18 protein-coding genes and 1 pseudogene are annotated in these 16,803 nt (G+C 74.5%); 4 read left to right on the top strand and 15 right to left on the bottom strand.

Annotated elements, in window-relative coordinates:
- Positions 1-139 precede the first annotated feature (139 nt).
- The 3 genes and pseudogenes from BLU82_RS36310 to BLU82_RS11630 all read left to right on the top strand — a co-directional run.
- Positions 140-1,315 (top strand): annotated as a pseudogene (locus tag BLU82_RS36310) (DUF222 domain-containing protein); the annotation flags it as partial.
- Positions 1,200-2,096, top strand: coding sequence for a DUF222 domain-containing protein (locus BLU82_RS36305; RefSeq protein WP_370246317.1), 897 nt, complete (start codon positions 1,200-1,202; stop codon positions 2,094-2,096). The pseudogene BLU82_RS36310 and the gene BLU82_RS36305, both read left to right, overlap by 116 nt.
- 25 nt (positions 2,097-2,121) lie before the next feature.
- Positions 2,122-3,219: a winged helix DNA-binding domain-containing protein gene (locus BLU82_RS11630; RefSeq protein WP_172885585.1), complete on the top strand. Its 1,098-nt coding sequence runs from the start codon at positions 2,122-2,124 to the stop codon at positions 3,217-3,219.
- On the opposite strand, the gene BLU82_RS34715 is transcribed toward BLU82_RS11630, so the two are convergent.
- The 13 genes from BLU82_RS34715 to ald are packed head-to-tail and all read right to left on the bottom strand — an operon-like array spanning position 3,216 to position 14,831.
- Positions 3,216-4,454 carry a winged helix-turn-helix domain-containing protein gene (locus tag BLU82_RS34715; RefSeq protein WP_172885584.1) on the bottom strand — a complete coding sequence of 413 codons (1,239 nt, stop codon included), beginning with the start codon at positions 4,452-4,454 and terminating at the stop codon, positions 3,216-3,218. The two genes, BLU82_RS11630 and BLU82_RS34715, sit on opposite strands and share 4 nt — an antisense overlap.
- A 2-nt stretch (positions 4,455-4,456) precedes the next feature.
- Positions 4,457-5,404 (bottom strand): non-homologous end-joining DNA ligase, encoded by a 948-nt coding sequence (ligD, locus tag BLU82_RS11625; protein WP_197682886.1) that lies wholly within the window; start codon positions 5,402-5,404, stop codon positions 4,457-4,459.
- Positions 5,405-5,430: 26 nt separating this feature from the next.
- Positions 5,431-6,804, bottom strand: a complete 1,374-nt coding sequence (gene der / locus BLU82_RS11620; protein ID WP_092619994.1) for a ribosome biogenesis GTPase Der — start codon at positions 6,802-6,804, stop codon at positions 5,431-5,433.
- Positions 6,801-7,454, bottom strand: coding sequence for a 1-acyl-sn-glycerol-3-phosphate acyltransferase (locus tag BLU82_RS11615; RefSeq protein ID WP_092619991.1), 654 nt, complete (start codon positions 7,452-7,454; stop codon positions 6,801-6,803). The genes der and BLU82_RS11615 overlap by 4 nt, the downstream gene beginning before the upstream one ends.
- On the bottom strand, positions 7,451-8,155 hold the full coding sequence (cmk, locus tag BLU82_RS11610; protein WP_231947769.1) for a (d)CMP kinase: 705 nt from the start codon (positions 8,153-8,155) through the stop codon (positions 7,451-7,453). The genes BLU82_RS11615 and cmk overlap by 4 nt, the downstream gene beginning before the upstream one ends.
- 26 nt (positions 8,156-8,181) lie before the next feature.
- Positions 8,182-9,261 carry a prephenate dehydrogenase gene (locus BLU82_RS11605; RefSeq protein WP_092619985.1) on the bottom strand — a complete coding sequence of 360 codons (1,080 nt, stop codon included), beginning with the start codon at positions 9,259-9,261 and terminating at the stop codon, positions 8,182-8,184.
- Complete coding sequence (gene aroH / locus BLU82_RS11600; RefSeq protein ID WP_092619982.1) at positions 9,261-9,626, bottom strand: chorismate mutase; 366 nt, start codon at positions 9,624-9,626, stop codon at positions 9,261-9,263. The genes BLU82_RS11605 and aroH overlap by 1 nt, the downstream gene beginning before the upstream one ends.
- Positions 9,623-10,375: a pseudouridine synthase gene (locus BLU82_RS11595; protein ID WP_092619979.1), complete on the bottom strand. Its 753-nt coding sequence runs from the start codon at positions 10,373-10,375 to the stop codon at positions 9,623-9,625. Before BLU82_RS11595 ends, aroH begins: the two co-directional genes overlap by 4 nt.
- Positions 10,368-10,943 carry an SMC-Scp complex subunit ScpB gene (scpB, locus tag BLU82_RS11590; protein WP_231947768.1) on the bottom strand — a complete coding sequence of 192 codons (576 nt, stop codon included), beginning with the start codon at positions 10,941-10,943 and terminating at the stop codon, positions 10,368-10,370. Before scpB ends, BLU82_RS11595 begins: the two co-directional genes overlap by 8 nt.
- On the bottom strand, positions 10,921-11,763 hold the full coding sequence (locus tag BLU82_RS11585) for a ScpA family protein (RefSeq protein ID WP_197682885.1): 843 nt from the start codon (positions 11,761-11,763) through the stop codon (positions 10,921-10,923). The genes scpB and BLU82_RS11585 overlap by 23 nt, the downstream gene beginning before the upstream one ends.
- Positions 11,760-12,674, bottom strand: a complete 915-nt coding sequence (locus BLU82_RS11580; protein ID WP_370246316.1) for a ParA family protein — start codon at positions 12,672-12,674, stop codon at positions 11,760-11,762. Before BLU82_RS11580 ends, BLU82_RS11585 begins: the two co-directional genes overlap by 4 nt.
- A 29-nt stretch (positions 12,675-12,703) precedes the next feature.
- Positions 12,704-13,684 (bottom strand): site-specific tyrosine recombinase XerD, encoded by a 981-nt coding sequence (xerD, locus tag BLU82_RS11575; protein WP_092619970.1) that lies wholly within the window; start codon positions 13,682-13,684, stop codon positions 12,704-12,706.
- Positions 13,685-13,715: 31 nt separating this feature from the next.
- The gene (gene ald, locus BLU82_RS11570) at positions 13,716-14,831 is read right to left on the bottom strand and encodes an alanine dehydrogenase (protein WP_092619967.1); all 1,116 of its coding nucleotides are present in this window, start codon (positions 14,829-14,831) and stop codon (positions 13,716-13,718) included.
- Between the two features lie 207 nt (positions 14,832-15,038).
- Between ald and BLU82_RS11565 the strand changes: the two genes are divergently transcribed.
- Entirely contained in the window at positions 15,039-15,695 is a 657-nt protein-coding gene (locus BLU82_RS11565) for a hypothetical protein (RefSeq protein WP_157740833.1), read from the top strand.
- Here BLU82_RS11565 and BLU82_RS11560 read toward each other — a convergent pair.
- Both BLU82_RS11560 and BLU82_RS11555 read right to left on the bottom strand, forming a co-directional pair.
- Complete coding sequence (locus BLU82_RS11560) at positions 15,623-16,273, bottom strand: NUDIX hydrolase (protein ID WP_092619961.1); 651 nt, start codon at positions 16,271-16,273, stop codon at positions 15,623-15,625. The two genes, BLU82_RS11565 and BLU82_RS11560, sit on opposite strands and share 73 nt — an antisense overlap.
- Positions 16,270-16,803, bottom strand: a complete 534-nt coding sequence (locus BLU82_RS11555) for an N-acetyltransferase (protein WP_157740831.1) — start codon at positions 16,801-16,803, stop codon at positions 16,270-16,272. The genes BLU82_RS11560 and BLU82_RS11555 overlap by 4 nt, the downstream gene beginning before the upstream one ends.

Genomic DNA, 16,803 nt, shown 5'->3' with positions numbered 1-16,803 from the left:
GGGGTGAACCCGAAAGCTCGGCGCATGCCGCTCTCCCTTCTCGCTCGTTGGTGCGGCCAGTCGATCACCTGCCGGTCGGCGGAGGCAACTGGTTTTCCGCGAGTTGATCTTGGTGGCTGGTGGCGGTAAGATCATTTACATGTTCGAAGAAACGCTGCTGCCACAGCCGTCGCCGGGAGCCGACCCGGTGGCGGGAGCCATGGCGGGTGCCGTGACAGTGCTTGCGACGGGCGCTGTGGCGGGTCCGGTGGCGGGCGGCGCAGCCGGCCCTGCCCAGGGCGGCACGGTGGGCCCGGTCCCGGTGGGCCCAGCCCCGGGCGGCACGGTGAGCCCGGCCCCGGTGGGCCCAGCCCCGGGCGGCACGGTGAGCCCGGCCCCGGTGGGCCCAGCCCCGGGCGGCACGGTGAGCCCGGCCCCGGTGGGCCCAGCCCCGGGCGGCACGGTGAGCCCGGCCCCGGTGGGCCCAGCCCCGGGCGGCACGGTGAGCCCGGCCCCGGTGGGCCCAGCCCCAGGCGGCGCGACGTGCCCGGCCCCGGTGGGCCCTGCCCCGGGCGGCGCGGTGGGCCCGGCGCTGGCGGCCGCGCTGGCCGCGTTCGACCCCGGCACGGCCGACGCCTACGACCTCGTCGAGGCCGCGGCCGCGTGGGCGCAGCTGTCCGCCTGGGTCGCCGCCGGCCACGCGACCGTTCTCGCCGAACTCGCGACCCGGGCCGAGCTGCGTCCCCGCCCGACCGGCTACCGCTCGGTCAACCCGGTCACCAACACCGCGGTCGAGATCGCCGGACGCTGCCACCTCACGACCCGGCAGGCCGAGAACGAGGTCGGGCACTCCCTGCAGCTGGTCGAGGACTTCCCGCACACCCACGAGGCGCTGGCCGCGGGGCTGATCGATCTGCGCCGAGCCCGCGTGATCACCGACGAGCTCGGCGGCCAGGACCCTGCCATACGCGCCCGGGTCGAGGCGGCCGTGCTCCCCCACGCCGCCACGATGGACGCCGTCGCACTGCGCAAACTGGTGAAACGGGTCCTGCACGAGCTCGCCCCCGTCGAGATGGCCGAGCGGCACCGCCTCGCCCGCGACACCCGCTACGTCGCCGTCACGCCTGCTACCGACGGCATGGCATTCCTCGAGGCGCTCCTGCCCGCCGAGGACGCCACCGCGCTGCACACCGCACTCAAGGCCGCGGCCGCCGACGCCCATCGCGCCGACACCGCCGCCGGCGCACCGGCCCGCACCGCCGACCAACGCCGCGCCGACGCACTCGCCGACCTCGGCTGGGCCGCGCTCGCCGCCTGCGCCAACCCCACGGCACCGGACGGGCCCACCGCTGCCGAACGGTCCACAGCCACGCCCGAGGCGACCAGCCACACCCGGGCCGAGCAGGCCAACGGCCGCCGACCGCTGCACAGCCACTCCAGACCAGGCCGGCCACGCTCCAGCACCGGCCAGGCCGACGGCTGCCGGCCTGCTCACGACGGCCGGCCCGCTCACGACGGCCGGTCCGCTCACGACGGCCGGGCGGTCCACGACGGCCGGCCGTGGCGAGCGTGCGCCCACCCACCCGGCCCCCGGCGAAGCGAGACCACGCCAGCGACCCATCGCGGTGCACGTGACGATCCCCTTCTCCACCCTCGCCGGCTTCAGCGACGAACCCGGCGAGCTCGACGGCTACGGGACCATCCCCGCCACGACCGCCCGGGAGCTCGCGGCCGCCGGGGTCTGGACCTGGCTGCGTACCGAACCCGGCACCGGGCAGCTGCTCGAGCACGGGCGCACCCGGTACCGTCCCACCCGGGCGCTCGCCGACTTCGTCGTGGCCCGCGACCGCACGTGCCGGGCGCCCGGGTGCCACCAGCCGGCGCACACCACCGACCTCGACCACGTGGTGCCCTTCGCGTCCGGCGGCGTCACGTCGCCGGGCAACCTGCACGCACTGTGTACCACGCACCATCTGCTCAAACACCAGGGGAACTGGACCGTCGTCCGGGGCTCGGACGGCAGCACGCGGTGGCGCAGCCCCACCGGCCACCGCTACACCCGCCGGCCGGAGCGATGTCACGGTTGGAGGTGGGACACCGTCGCCGACACCGGATGACCTCATTCGGGCCTACGGTGCTGACATGCACCAGCGACTCGACGGGCGGCGGCTGAACCGGGCGACGCTCGCGCGGCAGCACCTGCTCGGGCGCACCGGCCGAGGGGCGCTGGACGTCGTCCGCGATCTGGTGGGGCTGCAGGGCCAGGACCCGGACCCTCCGTACGTCATGCTGTGGGACCGCGTCGACGGCTTCAGCGTCGGGCAGCTGACCGCGCTGCAGCTCGACCGCAGCGTCGTCCGGGCCACGCTGTTCCGCGGCACGCTGCACCTCGTCGCCACCGACGACTATCTGTGGCTGCGTCCCATGCTCCAGCCGATGCTGGAACGCTGGCAGCGCGGCGCCTGGGGCAAGGCCCTCGACGGCGTCGACGCGGCGGAGCTGGCGAAGGTGGCCGAGCAGCTGCTCGACGACGGGCGGCTCACCCGGCCGCGGCTGAGCCGGGCGCTGGCCGCCCGCTGGCCCGAGCACAACTCGACGGCGCTGGCGCGGTCGGTGCAGGGGCTGCTGCCGGTCGTGCACCCGCCGCCGGACGGGCTGTGGCACCGGCACGGCCCGGCGCACATCGCGCTGGCGGCCAGCTGGCTCGGCCGGCCGCTCTCCCCCGGCGTGCCGCCGACCACGCTCATCCGCCGCTACCTCGCCGCGTTCGGCCCGGCCACCGTCAAGGACGTCCAGGCGTGGAGCGGGCTGACGCGGCTGCGCGAGGTCGTCGAGGCGATGCGCCCGGAGCTGGTGACGTTCAGCGGCCCGCAGGGCGAGGACCTGTTCGACCTCCCTGACGCGCCGCGGCCCGACCCGGACACGCCGGCGCCGGTCCGGCTGCTCGCCCTGGCCGACAACGTCGTGCTCGCCTACGCCGACCGGAGCCGCCTGGTCGGTCCGGACGCGGCGGCCCGGGTCGGGTGGGAGGCGGCCATCCTGGTCGACGGCGTGGTGAGCGGCTTCTGGACCCTCGCCACCGACGACGACGGCGCCGTGCTCACCGCCGACCTTCTGCGGCCGGTCACCGCCGCGCAGGAGGCCGAGCTGGAGGCCGAGGCGACCCGCCTGCTGGCCTTCGCCGCGCCCGAGGCCGACCGGCGCGACGTCAGACTGCGGGTCCCGGCCGCGCGAGCTTAATCGAGCGCACGCCCCAATCGCGCGGCCAGGGACCCGCGCCTCCCCACCTCGACGGCGTTCAGCCCGAGCCAGGCGGCCAGCCGGCGCAGCTCCCCGGCCAGCGCCGCGACGACCCCAGCGACGTCGACGCCGTCCTCGGCGAACGCTCCCGGCACCAGCAGCACACCGCGCGACCGGTCCGCCTTGACATCCACCCGCGCGACCAACCGGTCGCCCAGCAGGAACGGCAGCACGAAGTACCCGAACTCGCGCTTCTCGGGCTTGACGTACAGCTCAAAGCTGTGCCGGAACCCGAACAGCCGCCGCACCCGGGCGCGCTCCCACAGCAGCGAGTCGAACGGCGACAGCAGCGCCCGTGCCTCGACCGACCGCGGGACCGGGACGGGCGCCAGCCAGGTTGGCTCCGCCCAGCCCTCCACGCGCACCGGCGCCAGCTCCCCCGACGCGACCAGCTCGCGCAGCCGCGCCCGCGTGTCGACGCCGGGCGTGCGGAAGTAGTCGGCGACGTCCCGGGCGGTCGCGACGCCCAGCCCGGCCATCGCCCACCGGACCAGCTCGCGCTGCCCGTCCTCCGGCGACAGGTCCGGTGCGGCCAGCACGGCCGCGGGCAACACGCGCGACGGCAGGTCGTAGAGCCGCTCGAACCCGCGCCGCCCCGACGCGGCCAGCGCGCCGGCGTCGAAGAGCCCCTCCAGCGCGGACTTCCCGTCGGACCAGCGGTACCAGAGCAGTGTGGAGTCCGCGTACTCGCCGAGGTCGGTGCGGTCGCGCTGCGCTCTGTCGGCGAGATCGGTGTAGGCGAGCGGCCCGCGGGCGCCGACCTCGGCCGTCAGCGCGGCCAGGTAGCCGGGCCGTTCCCGCTCCACCCGCTCGCGGAACCGCTGCCAGGACGCCTGTTCGTCTCTCCGCCGCATCCGCCACCGCAGCGCCGGATACAGCTCGACCGGCAACAGCGACGCCGCATGCCCCCAGTACTCGAACCCGTGCCGCCGCCGGTACACGACGTCGTCGAGCAGCGCCGGGTCGTACGGGCCCAGCCGCGAGTACAACGTCAGGTAGTGCGACCGGACCAGCACGTTGACGGCGTCCAGCTGCACCGCGCCGAGCGCCCGCAGCACCGACCGCACCCGCACGGCCGTCACCGGCGACGCGGACGCGGCCGGCGGGGGCCGGTCCAGGAGCTGCGCCCGCAGCGCGATCCTCCGCGCCTGCGCGAGCGACAGCTCCCCGGCCATGATCAGCCGGCGACTTCCCGGACGACGTCGCGCGGGGGCTTGTCGTGGCGCAGGCCCTTGTAGGCCGGATGGCGCAGCGTGCCGATGGCCGTCCACTCGGCGAACGCCACGTCGCACACCAGCTCCGGCCGGACGAACACGCAGCCGGGTTTGTCGGGCTGGGCGCCCACGAACGGCGACGCCTCGGCGGCCAGGTGCGCGAGCAGCGACGCCAGCCGCCGCCGCTCCGCCAGCGTGAACCCCGTCCCGACCCGCCCGGCGTACCGGAAGGCGCCGTCGGGCGAGTAGACGCCGACGGCCAGCGCGCCAACGGTGCCGGTCAACCCGCCCTCACCGGGCAGCCAGCCGCCGATGACGACCTCCTGGCGCGAGACGTTCTTCACCTTGAGCCAGTCGCGCCCACGTTTGCCGGGCAGGTAGCGGCTGGCCAGCCGCTTCGCGATGACGCCCTCCAGCCGCTGCGCCTTCGTGGCGGCCAGCATGGCGGCGCCGTCGCCGGGGACGTAGGCGGGGACGGTCCAGCCCGGCCCGCCGGACGGCAGCAGCTCGTCCAGCAGCCCGCGCCGCTCCGAGTAGGGCGCGTCCATCAGCGACCGGTCGTCCAGCCACAGCAGGTCGAACAGGACGTAGACGGCCGGCGCTCCGGTGACGAGCGGGTCGGACAGGCCGGAGACCTCGACGTTCATCCGGGACTGCAGCTTCTCGAACGACGGCCGCCCGGTGTCGTCGAACGCGACGACCTCACCGTCGAGGATGACCCGGCGGCCGGTCAAGGCCGAGGCGACGCCGTGCACGTCGGGATAGACGCGCGTGACGTCGCGCAGGGTACGGCTGGACAGCCGCACACCGTCGTCGGTGACGTACGCGATGGTCCGGACACCGTCCCACTTGACCTCGAAGCCCCAGCCGCCGTCGTCGGGCGGCAGGGCGGGCGCCAGCGTGGCCATCATGGGGGTGATGGTGTCCGGCCGCGGCATCATGACCGGGAGCGCTTCTCTCGGATCTTCATCGCGATGTCGATCGGGGTGCCCTCGAACCCGAACTCCTCGCGCAGCCGCCGCTCCACGAACCGGCGGTACGACGGCTCGAGGAACCCGGTGGTGAACAGCACGAACCGGGGCGGACGGGTGTCGGCCTGGGTCGCGAACATGATGCGCGGCTGCTTGCCGCCACGCACCGGGTGCGGGTGCGCCGCCACCAGCTGGCCGAGGAACGCGTTGAGCTTGCCGGTCGGGATGCGCTGCTCCCAGCCGTCCAGCGAGGTGTCGAGCGCCCGGACGAGACGGTCGACGTGCCAGCCGGTGCGGGCGGAGACGTTGATGCGCGGCGCCCACGTGACGCGGTCGAGCTGGCGGTCGATCTCGCGTTCCAGCGTGTCGCGCCGCTCGTCGTCGAGGAGGTCCCACTTGTTGAACGCCAGGACGAGGGCGCGGCCGGCGTCGACGACCATCGAGATGATGCGGAGGTCCTGCTCGGCCATCGGCTCGCTGGCGTCGACGAGGACGACGGCGACCTCGGCGCGCTCCAGCGCCGACGCCGTGCGCAGCGACGCGAAGTACTCCGCGCCGGACGCCTCGTGCACCCGGCGGCGGATGCCGGCGGTGTCGATGAACCGCCACTCGCGCTCGCCCAGCTCGATCAGCTCGTCGATGGGGTCGACGGTGGTGCCGGCGACGGAGTCGACGACCACGCGGTCCTCGCCGGCCAGCTTGTTCAGCAGGCTGGACTTGCCGACGTTGGGCTTGCCGACCAGCGCGACCCGGCGGGGTCCGGCCTCGAGGGCGTCGAACGACTCGGGCGGCGCGTCGGGCAGCGCGGCCACGACGGCGTCGAGGAGGTCGCCGCTCCCCCGGCCGTGCAGCGCCGAGACGGGGTACGGCTCGCCCAGCGCGAGATTCCACAGGACGGTGGCGTCGGCCTCGCCGCTGGAGCCGTCGACCTTGTTGGCCACCAGCAGCACCGGCTTGCCGGAGCGCCGCAGCAGCTTCGCGACCGCCTCGTCGGTGTCGGTGGCGCCGACAGTGGAGTCGACGACGAACATGACGACGTCGGCGGCGGCCATGCCGACCTCGGCCTGCGCCGTGATGCGCGCCGCCATGCCCTTGGCCTCGGGGTCCCAGCCGCCGGTGTCGAGCAGCGTGAACGACCGCCCGGCCCACGCTGCGTCGTAGGCGACGCGGTCGCGGGTGACGCCGGGGACGTCCTCGACGACCGCCTCGCGGCGGCCGAGAATGCGGTTGACCAGCGTCGACTTGCCGACATTCGGCCGGCCGACGACGGCGACGACCGGCGTGTAGACCTCGTCGGAGGCCTCGGCGTCGAGCGCCTCCGCCGGGTACTGCTCGCTCACGTGTGCTCCTCGGTTCGGGACGCCACGGCCTCGCGATGGGCCACCAGGGCTTCGCGCAGCTGTTCGGTCGCCGCGTCGAGGGCCGAGCGCGTGCGCCCGCCGCCCGCCGGCAGCGTGACCGGACGACCGAAGACGACCTCGACCCGGGAACGCAGGCCGGGCATCCCACCCAATGTACGTCCTCGACCGGCGGTTCCGGCAAAGACGACCGGGATGACGGGGGCGCCGGAGCGCAGCGCGAACCACGCCAGCCCGGTGCGCAGCGCCGCGAAGTCGCCGGCGCCGCGGGTGCCCTCGGGGAACACGACGAGGACACGACCGGCGTCGAGCACCCCGATGCCGGACTTGATCATGGCGCGGCTGGGGTCGTCGCGATCCAGCGGGATCTGCCCGACGCCGTGCAGCAGCCAGCCCAGCGGGCCCTTGAACAGCTCTTTCTTGGCCAGCGTGTGCACCGGGCGCGGGCAGGTGCCCATGAGCAGCGGCGCGTCGAGGAACCCGGTGTGGTTGGGCGCCAGGATGACCGGGCCGGTGCGCGGGACGTGCTCGGCGCCGGTGATGGTGACGCGGTAGAGCAGCCGGGCCAGCGTCCAGGCGGCCCCCTTGCCGAAGACCGAGCCCCGGTAGGTCGGCAGACCGGAGTCGCTCACGTCCGCACCCCCGTGCGGGCCTCCACCAACTTCAGGACCGCGGCGACGGTCTCGTCCAGCGACAGCAGCGACGAGTCGACGACGTCGACGCCGTCGGCGGCCTCGTGGAAGCTGGCGACGGTGGCGTCGTCGGCGTCGCGGCGGACCACCTGGTCGCGGGTGGCGTCGACGGCGGACGCGTCGGCGCTGCCGTGCACCTCGAGCGCCCGCCGCGACAGCCGGACCTGCTCGTCGGCAGTCAGCAGGACCCGCACGGGCGCGTCGGGCGCGACCACGGTGGTGATGTCGCGGCCCTCGACGACGACGCCGCCGGCCCGCGCGACGGCCTGCTGCCGGGCCACCAGCTCCGCGCGGACGCCGAGGTTGGTGGCGACGGCGCTGACGGCGGCGGAGATGCGGCTGGTGCGGATGGCCGCGGCGATGTCGGTGCCGCCGACCGCGACCGTCGGGTCGGCGGGGTCCAGCCCCTGTTCCAGCGGCAGCTCGCGGGCCAGCTGCGCCACCCGCTCGACGTCGGCGAGGTCGACGTCCTGCTCCAGCGCCCACCAGGTGACCGCCCGGTACATGGCGCCGGTGTCGAGGTAGCGCAGGCCGAGCGCGGCCGCGACCCGGCGGGCCACCGTCGACTTCCCGGAACCGGACGGGCCGTCGATGGCGACGACGAGGTCGTGGGCGGAGACGTCAGCGGGGGTATCGGACACGCCCAGAAGATTACCGGCCGTCGTCATCACCCGCGGATGGTCCAGCCGCGTTCGCGCAACGACGCCGCCAGCTCGTCCTCGGCGCCGGGGCGGACGTCCAGTTCGACCAGGCCGAGCGGCTGCCCGGCGGCGTGCTCGATGCGGACGTCCTCGACGTTGACGCCGGCCGCGCCCGCGTCGGCGAACAGCCGGGCCAGCTGGCCGGGCTTGTCGTCGACGGCGACGATGACGGTGGCGAACTCGGTGTGCTCGGCGCCGTGCTTGCCGGGCAGCCGGGACCGGCCGTCGACGCCGCCGCGCAGCAGCTCGCGCAGCACGGGCTGGCCGGTCACCGGGGCCTCCAGCGCCGTCATGAGGCGGTCGAGGTCGGTGCGCAGCGCCTCCAGCACGGGGCGCACGGCCGCCGCGTTCGCCGTCAGGATCTCCGTCCACAGCTCCGGGTCGCCGCTCGCGACGCGGGTGACGTCGGTGACACCGGGACCCGCCAGGCGCACCTCGTGCCCGGGCGCGCCGGCCAGCCGGCCGGCCATCAGCGCGGCCACGAGGTGTGGCGCGTGCGACACCAGCGCGACGGCGGCGTCGTGCTCGGCCGCGGTCATGGTCATCGGGACGGCGCCGGCCAGCCGGGCCACCGCCAGGGCGCGGGTGACGGCCTGCTGGTGGGTGCCGTCGTCGGGGCAGATCACCCACGGGCGGCCCTCGAACAGGTCGGCCAGCGCGCCGCTCGGACCGCTGATCTCGCGGCCGGCCATCGGGTGGCTGCCGACGTAGCGGCCCGGGTCGGCGACCCGCTCGCGCACCTGCGTCGTCGGCAGCACCTTCACGCTGGCGACGTCGGTGGCGTACTCGGCCCGCCCGCCCGCCAGCACCTCGCCGACGACGGAGGCGACGGCTTCCGGCGGGACCGCGACGACGGCGAACGCGGCGGACGTCTCGTCGCCGGCCTCCGGGCGCCCTGCGCCGAGACGGACCGCCTCGGCCAGGAACTCCGGCTTCGCGTCGGCCAGCCGCACGTCCACCCCGGCCCGCGTCAGCGCCAGGCCGAGCGACGTCCCGACCAGCCCGGTGCCGACGACGAGGACGCTCCGGCCTCCGAACGGGTCCATCACCGGTCCGCGAGGTCGTCGCGCAGCACCGTGGTGCCGTGCAGGTACACGTGCCGCATGGCCGAGCGCGGCTTCGTGGTCTCGACGTGCGCCATCAGCCGCACCACCCGCGGCAGCGCGCCGGCGACGCCGATCTCCTGCGCGCACATCATCGGCACGTCGGTGATGCCCAGCTGCCGCACCGCCACGGCCGGGAACGCCGAGCGCAGGTCCGGCGTGGCGGTGAGGAAGATGCTGATGACGTCGTCGGGGGTGAGCTCGTTGCGGTCGAGCACCGTGGTCATCAGCTCGGCGGTCCGCTCCAGCAGGTGCTCGGCGTCGTCGGCGTCGAGCTGGGTGGCTCCTCGTATCGCGCGGACGGTCACAGGCCGACCTCGTGGTACAGCGCGGCGATCTCCGCCGTGGTCAGTACCCGGGTGTTGCCGGGACGCAGGTCGCCCATCGCGACCGGCCCGACGTGGGTGCGGACCAGCCGCTTCACCGGATGCCCGACGGCCTCGAGCAGGCGGCGCACGATGTGCTTGCGCCCCTCGTGCAGCACGACCTCGACCATGACGCGGGTGCCGACGCGGCCGACGACGCGGAAGGAGTCGACCCGCACCGGGCCGTCCTCCAACTCGATGCCGGCCCGCAGCTCGCGGCCGAGGGCGGGCGCGACGGGACCGGGCACCTCGGCGACGTAGGTCTTGAGCACCTCGTACGACGGGTGCGCCAGCCGGTGCGCCAGCTCGCCGTCGTTGGTGAGCAGGATGAGGCCCTCGGTGTCGGCGTCGAGCCGTCCGACGTGGAACAGCCGCTCGCGCCGGCCGCGGACGTAGCCGCCGAGGTCGGGCCGGCCCTCGGGGTCGCTCATCGAGCTGACGACGCCGGCCGGCTTGTTGAGCGCGAGGTAGACCTGCCCGGCCTCGGCGGTGGTGATGCGCGAGCCGTCGACCTTGATGACGGCGGTGGCGGGGTCGACCCGGGTGCCGAGCGTGCGCACGACCCTGCCGTCGACCTCGACCCGGCCGGCCGCGATGAGCGCCTCGCTGGCCCGGCGGCTGCCCACCCCGGCCGCCGCGAGCACCTTCTGCAGCCGTACACCCTGCGCGTCGTTGTCAGAGGCGTCAGGCATTCTCGGTGTCACGTTCCTCAATGCTATCGGCGTCGGGCAGGTACGGCGCCAGCGGCGGCAACTCGTCGATCGAGGCCATGCCGAGGCGCTCCAGGAAGTAGGGCGTGGTGCTGTACAGGTACGCGCCGGACTCGGAGTCGACCCCGGCGTCGGCGACCAGCCCGCGGGCGATGAGCGTGCGCATGACGCCGTCGCAGTTGACGCCGCGGACGGCCGACACCCGGGCCCGGCTGACCGGCTGCCGGTACGCGACGACGGCCAGCGTCTCGAGCGCCGCCTGGGTCAGCTTGGCCTGCTGGCCGTCGAGGACGAACCGCTCGACGACGGGCGCGCAGGAGGCGTGCGTGTAGAACCGCCAGCCGCCGCCGACCTCGCGCAGCTCGAAGCCGCGGCCCGGCCGGGCATACTCGTCGCGCAGGATCTCCAGCACGTCGCTGATCTCGCCCCGCGACCGCTCCAGCACCTGCGCCAGCGTCACGACGTCGATCGGCTCGTCGACGACCAGCAGGATCGCCTCGACCGACGCGCGCAGGCCGGGCTCGGCGTCACTCGGCGTCGGCTGCGTCAACGGTCCCCTCCTCATCGAATTCCGCGCTCACGGGCACATCCTCGTCGTCGTCACCGGTCCAGCGCACCGTCAGCTCGCCGAGCGCGACGACCTGCTCGAACGCCACCGCCTTCTCGCGGTACAGCTCCAGCAGCGACAGGAACCGGGCCACGACGTGCAGCGTCGTCGGGCAGTCGGCGGCCAGCGTGCGGAACGTCAGCACCCGGGACCGGCGCAACCGGTCGACGACGACCAGCGCCTGCTCGCGGACGCTGACCCGCGGCTGGTGCAGGTGCGCCAGCCCGACCAGCGGCGGCGGCTTCGGCGTGAGCACCTTGGCCGCCAGCATGGCCAGCTCCTCCGGGCCCAGCCCGACGACCACCTCGGGCAGCAGCGCCGAGTACCGCTCCTCCAGTCCGACGGCGCGCGGGAAGCGCAGCGCCTCGTCGGCGAAGCGGGCCGCCAGCACGCTCGCGACCTCCTTGTACGCCTTGTACTGCAGCAGCCGGGCGAACAGCAGGTCCCGCGCCTCGAGCAGCGCGAGGTCGTCCTCGTCCTCGACCTCGCCGCTGGGCAGCAGCCGGGCCGCCTTGAGGTCGAGCAGCGTCGCCGCGACGACCAGGAACTCGCTGGTCTCGTCGAGGTCCCAGTCGGACGCCTTGATGTGGGCGATGAACTCGTCGGTGACCTGGGACAACGCCACCTCGGTGACGTCGAGCTTGTGCTTGGCGATGAGCGTGAGCAGCAGGTCGAAGGGGCCCTCGAAGTTCTCGAGGTGCACCTCGAACGTCGAGTTCTCGTCCTGCTCCGGCTCGATCAGCAGGGTGGTGGCGTCCGTCACGGGCGGGCCGGCTCCCAGCGGGCCAGGACCTCGCGGGCCAGCTGACGGTAGGCCGAGGCGCCGCGCGAGGACGGTGCGAAGCTGGTGATGGGCAGCCCGGCGACGGTGGTCTCGGGAAACCGGACGGTGCGGCCGATGACGGTGTGGAAGACCTTGTCGCCGAACGCCTCGACCAGCCGCGACAGCACCTCACGGCCGTGCACCGTGCGGGAGTCGTACATGGTGGCCAGCAGGCCCTCGATCTCCAGGTCGGGGTTGAGGCGGTCGCGCACCTTCTCGATCGTCTCCTGCAGCAGCGCCACCCCGCGCAGCGCGAAGTACTCGCACTCGAGCGGCACCACGACGCCGTCGGCGGCGGTGAGCGCGTTGACCGTCAGCAGCCCGAGCGACGGCTGGCAGTCGATCAGCATGAGGTCATACTCGCCGGCCAGCGGCTTGAGGATGCGGCCGAGCGCCTGCTCGCGGCCGACCTCGGTAACCAGCTGGATCTCGGCCGCGGAGAGGTCGATGTTGGCGGGCAGGAGGTCCATGCCGTCGATCGGCGTCTTCTGCACGATGTCGGCGGCCCGCAGCGACGGGTCCATCAGGACGTTGTAGATCGACAGCTCGAGGTCGTGCGCGTCGAGGCCGAGACCGACCGACAGCGCGCCCTGGGGGTCGAAGTCGACCAGCAGCACCCGGCGGCCGTAGTCGGCCAGCGCGGCGCCCAGGTTGATGGTGGTGGTGGTCTTGCCGACGCCGCCCTTCTGGTTGCACATGGCGACGATGCGCGCCGGGCCGTGGTGGTCCAGCCGCTTGGGCTTCGGGAAGTCGACCGGGGGACGGCGCGTGGGTCCGAGATCGAGCTCAGGCTCGGTGTCGAACGGCAGCACGCCCGCGGCGTCCGGCTTCGAGGGTGCCACGTCGTTCAGAGCTCCTCGATGGTCGTTTGAGTGGCCTTCTACGCTTCGTCCTGGGACGGGAGCCTACCTCGCGCGGGCGCGACCGAGCTGCGGGCGCGCGGGTGGGCGGCCACATAGACCTCACGCAACTGGTCGACGGTCACCAGCGTGTACACCTGGGTGGTCGTGACCGAGGCGTGCCCGAGCAGTTCCTGCACCACCCTGACGTCCGCGCCGCCCTCCAGCAGGTGCGTCGCGAACGAGTGCCGCAAGGTGTGCGGGGTGACCGTGGTGGACAGCCCGGCCCGCGCGGCCGCCGTGCGCAGCACCGTCCACGCGCTCTGGCGCGACAGCCGCCCGCCGCGGGCGTTGAGGAACAGCGCCGGTGTCCCCCGCCCGGTCCCGACCAGCGCCGGGCGGGCCCGCACCAGGTAGGCGTCGACGGCCTCCCAGGCGTAGCTGCCCAGCGGGACGACGCGGTCCTTGCCGCCCTTGCCGCGCAGCAGCACCGTGCCGGACTCCGCGTCGAGGTCGTCGCGGTCGAGGCCGACCGCCTCGGAGATGCGCGCGCCGCAGCCGTAGAGCACCTCGAGCAGCGCGCGGTCGCGCAGCACCCGCGGCCCCTCGCCGGCCGAGGCCGCCTCCAGCAGCCGTTCGACCTGGGCCAGCGGGATCGCCTTGGGCAGCCGCCGCGGCGGCGTCGGCGGGCGGACGCCGCCGGCCGGGTCACCGTCGGACAGCCCTTCACGGTGCAGGAACCGGTGCAGCCCGCGGACGGCGACGACGGTGCGCGCCGCCGAGGTCGCACTCAGCGCGACCCGGGACTCCGAGCCCTCGCGCAGGCTGCGCAGGAACGCGGTGACGTCCTCCTCCTCGACCTTCTCCGGCGCGTCGCGGCCGCGGTCGCGCAGAAACTCGGTGTAACGCCGCAGGTCGCGGCGGTAGGAGGCGAGTGTGTTGGCAGCCAGCCCGCGCTCGACGGCGAGGTGGTCGAGGTAGCCGCGGACGGCGCGTTCCAGCGCGGACTCGGCGGTGTCCATCGGTGGCGGCTCCTCGGGTACCGGAGGCGGCCTAGTGCAGGACCTTCTCCAGCGGGACGGACGGCAGGCCGTGCGCCTCGGCGACCGGCTCGTAGACGATAGCGCCGTCGTGCACGTTCACGCCCTTCGCCAGCACCGCGTCGGCTCGCGCGGCGTCGCGCCAGCCCCGGTTGGCCAGTTCGACGGCGTACGGCAGCGTGACGTTCGTCAGCGCGTACGTCGAGGTGTGCGGCACCGCGCCGGGCATGTTCGCGACACAGTAGAAGATCGACTCGTGCACCCGGAAGGTCGGGTCGTCGTGTGTGGTGGGCCGCGAGCTCTCGAAGCAGCCGCCCTGGTCGATGGCGATGTCGACGAGCACGCTGCCGGGCCGCATGCGCGACACCAGGTCGTCGGAGACCAGCGTCGGCGCCTTCGCGCCCGGCACCAGCACGGCGCCGATGACGAGGTCGGCGTCGACGACCGCGGTCTCGATCTCGTACAGGTTCGACGCGATGGTCTGCGCCTTGCCGCCGTAGAGCTCCTCGACGTCGCGCAGCCGGGCGACGTTCTTGTCGAGCACCCAGACGTCGGCCTGCATGCCCATGGCGATGACGGCGGCGTTCATGCCGGCCATGCCGGCGCCGATGACGACCACCTTCGCCGACTTCACCCCCGGCACGCCGCCGATCAGCACCCCGCGCCCGCCTTGCGCCCGCTCCAGCACGTGCGCGCCGACCTGCGTCGCCATGCGGCCGGCGACCTCGCTCATCGGCGCCAGCAGCGGCAGGTGCCCGTCGGCCGTCTCGACCGTCTCGTAGGCGACCGCCGTGATGCCGGAGTCGAGCAGCGCCTGCGTGCACTCCAGCGACGCCGCGAGGTGCAGGTAGGTGAACAGCACCTGGTCGCGGCGCATGCGGTGGTACTCGTCCGCGACCGGCTCCTTGACCTTCAGCACCAGGTCGGCCGCCGCCCAGACCGCGTCGGCGTCGGGCGCGATGCGGGCACCGGCCGCGACGTACTCCTCGTCGCGGACCGACGAGCCGAGCCCGGCGCCGGCCTGCACCAGCACGTCGTGGCCGTTGCGGACGAACTCGTGCACGCCGGCCGGCGTGATGGCCACCCGGTACTCGTTGTTCTTGACCTCGGTTGGGATGCCGACCAGCACTGGGCTCCACCCTCTCGTACTCCCGACGACGCTGTCGGGACGCCGCCCCGTGTGGACCGCGGGGGCGAGTCTAGATCGACGTTCCCGCCGCCGTCCCCGTCACGTCATGACAAGTGAACACCCCCACATTTTCGCTCGGGCCTGCGCCTGGCGCGAGGATTTCCGGGCTCGGGCCCCGTCCTTCCGCCGCTGCGGTAGACCTCTCCCATGCGCTTCTACGCCGACCGCCCGCAGCGGCGGAGACGACAGCTCCTCGCCGACGTGCTCGGCCCGTTGTGGTGTGCCGGGATGATCGCCGCCGGGCTGGCCGTCCGGCACTCGATCCGGTCCCGGACCCGCCCGGCCACGTTCCTCGAGACCACCGCCGGGGCGCTGGCCGACGCGCTGGCCGACACCGCCGACTCCATCGCCCGGGTCCCGCTGGCCGGAGACGCGCTGTCCGAGTCGCTGCGGCGGGCGGCCGACGCCGCGGGCCGGATGAGCGCGTCCGGCGCCAGCACGGCGGCCTCGATCGAACGGGCCGGCGACGTGATCGGGCTGGTGGTGATCGTGCTGGCGCTGGCCGCGGCGGCGTACGTGTGGGTGCGCCCGCGGGTGCTCTGGTACCGCGCCGCGTCCGACGCCCGGGCCGTCCTGGCCTTCCCCGACCGCGACGACCTGCTGTCGGCGCGGGCGCTGGCGACGGTGCGGCTGCCGCGCATCGGCGGCGGGCTGGTGGCCGGGTGGCGCGCGGGTGACACCGCCGCCGTCCAGGCGCTGGCGCGGGCCGAGCTGGACCGGCTCGGGCTGGACTACCCGGCGGAGCTGTCCCCGTCCTTGTCACCCGAGGGCCAGGGCGCGCCGACCTCGCGCAGCGCGTCGTAGCCGGCGCCGTCGCGCGCGGCCTTCGCGGCCAGCACGCCCGCGACCAGCGTCGCGTTCTGCACGTCACCGGCCAGCGCGGCCGCCACGAGCTCGTCCAGTGGCACCCACGCGACACCGAGGTCGGCCTCCTCGGCGACGCCGTCGAACCGGTCGCCGTCGGGCAGCGCCTCGACGTCGCGGGCGAGGAACACCCGGATCGCCTCGTCCGTCATGCCGGGCGAGGTGAGCAGGTCGATCAGCACCCGCCAGTCGGCGGCCCGGACGTGCCCCTCCTCGTACAGCTCGCGGGCGGCGGCCTCGTGCGGCGGCTCACCGTCGACGTCGCGCAGCCCGGCCGGCAGCTCCACCGGCCGCAGCCCGACGGGGTGCCGGTACTGCCGGACGACCAGCACGCGGCCGTCCTCGTCGACGGCGACGACGGCGACCGCGCCCGGGTGCACGACGACGTCGCGGACGAACTCGCTGCCGTCGACCGGCGAGCGGACGGTGTCGCTGCGCACCGCGATGACCCGGCCCTCGAACCGGTGCGCCGACGCCGTGACCGGCCAGCGCAGCGGCTCGTCGCGCGGCGCGGTCACCGGGCCGGCTCCGCGAGCGCGTCCAGCGACGTCCAGGCGAACACCAGGACCGGCACCTCGTGCTCGCCGAAGCTCTCGGTGCCGCGGCCGGCCTCCTTGCCGCCCACGGCGACGTAGAAGTTCCGGGCCGGCTCGTTCGCCTCGATGACGTCCAGGTACAGCCGGTCCGGCGCGCCTGCGTCCTGGAGCCGGGCGGCGGTCTCGGCCAGCAGGCGCCGCCCGATGCCGTGGCGCTTGAGGTCCGGCCGGACGTGCAGGTTGTCGACGAGGCTGCCGAGCTCGGGGTCGTGGTCGAGCATGGTGTGCGCGAACCCGACGACGTCGCCGCCGGCATCGCGCGCGACCACCGTCAGGGTGCCGGTGCGGTCGGCGAAGCGCTGCGTCCAGCCGGCGAGGTGGCCGCCGGCGAGGTCACCGTCGAGGAACGCGTCGGGCACGTGCCCGCGGTAGGCCGAGCGCCAGCTCAGCGTGTGCACGGCCGCGATGGCCGCCGCGTCGTCGTCGCCGGCGAGGTCGTAGCGGTAGGTCAT

It is taken from the genome of Jiangella sp. DSM 45060, from assembly GCF_900105175.1.
Classification (GTDB): Bacteria; Actinomycetota; Actinomycetes; order Jiangellales; family Jiangellaceae; genus Jiangella.
Note: the sequence above shows the minus strand (reverse complement) of the source record. Positions and strands in the feature narration are given on the sequence as shown.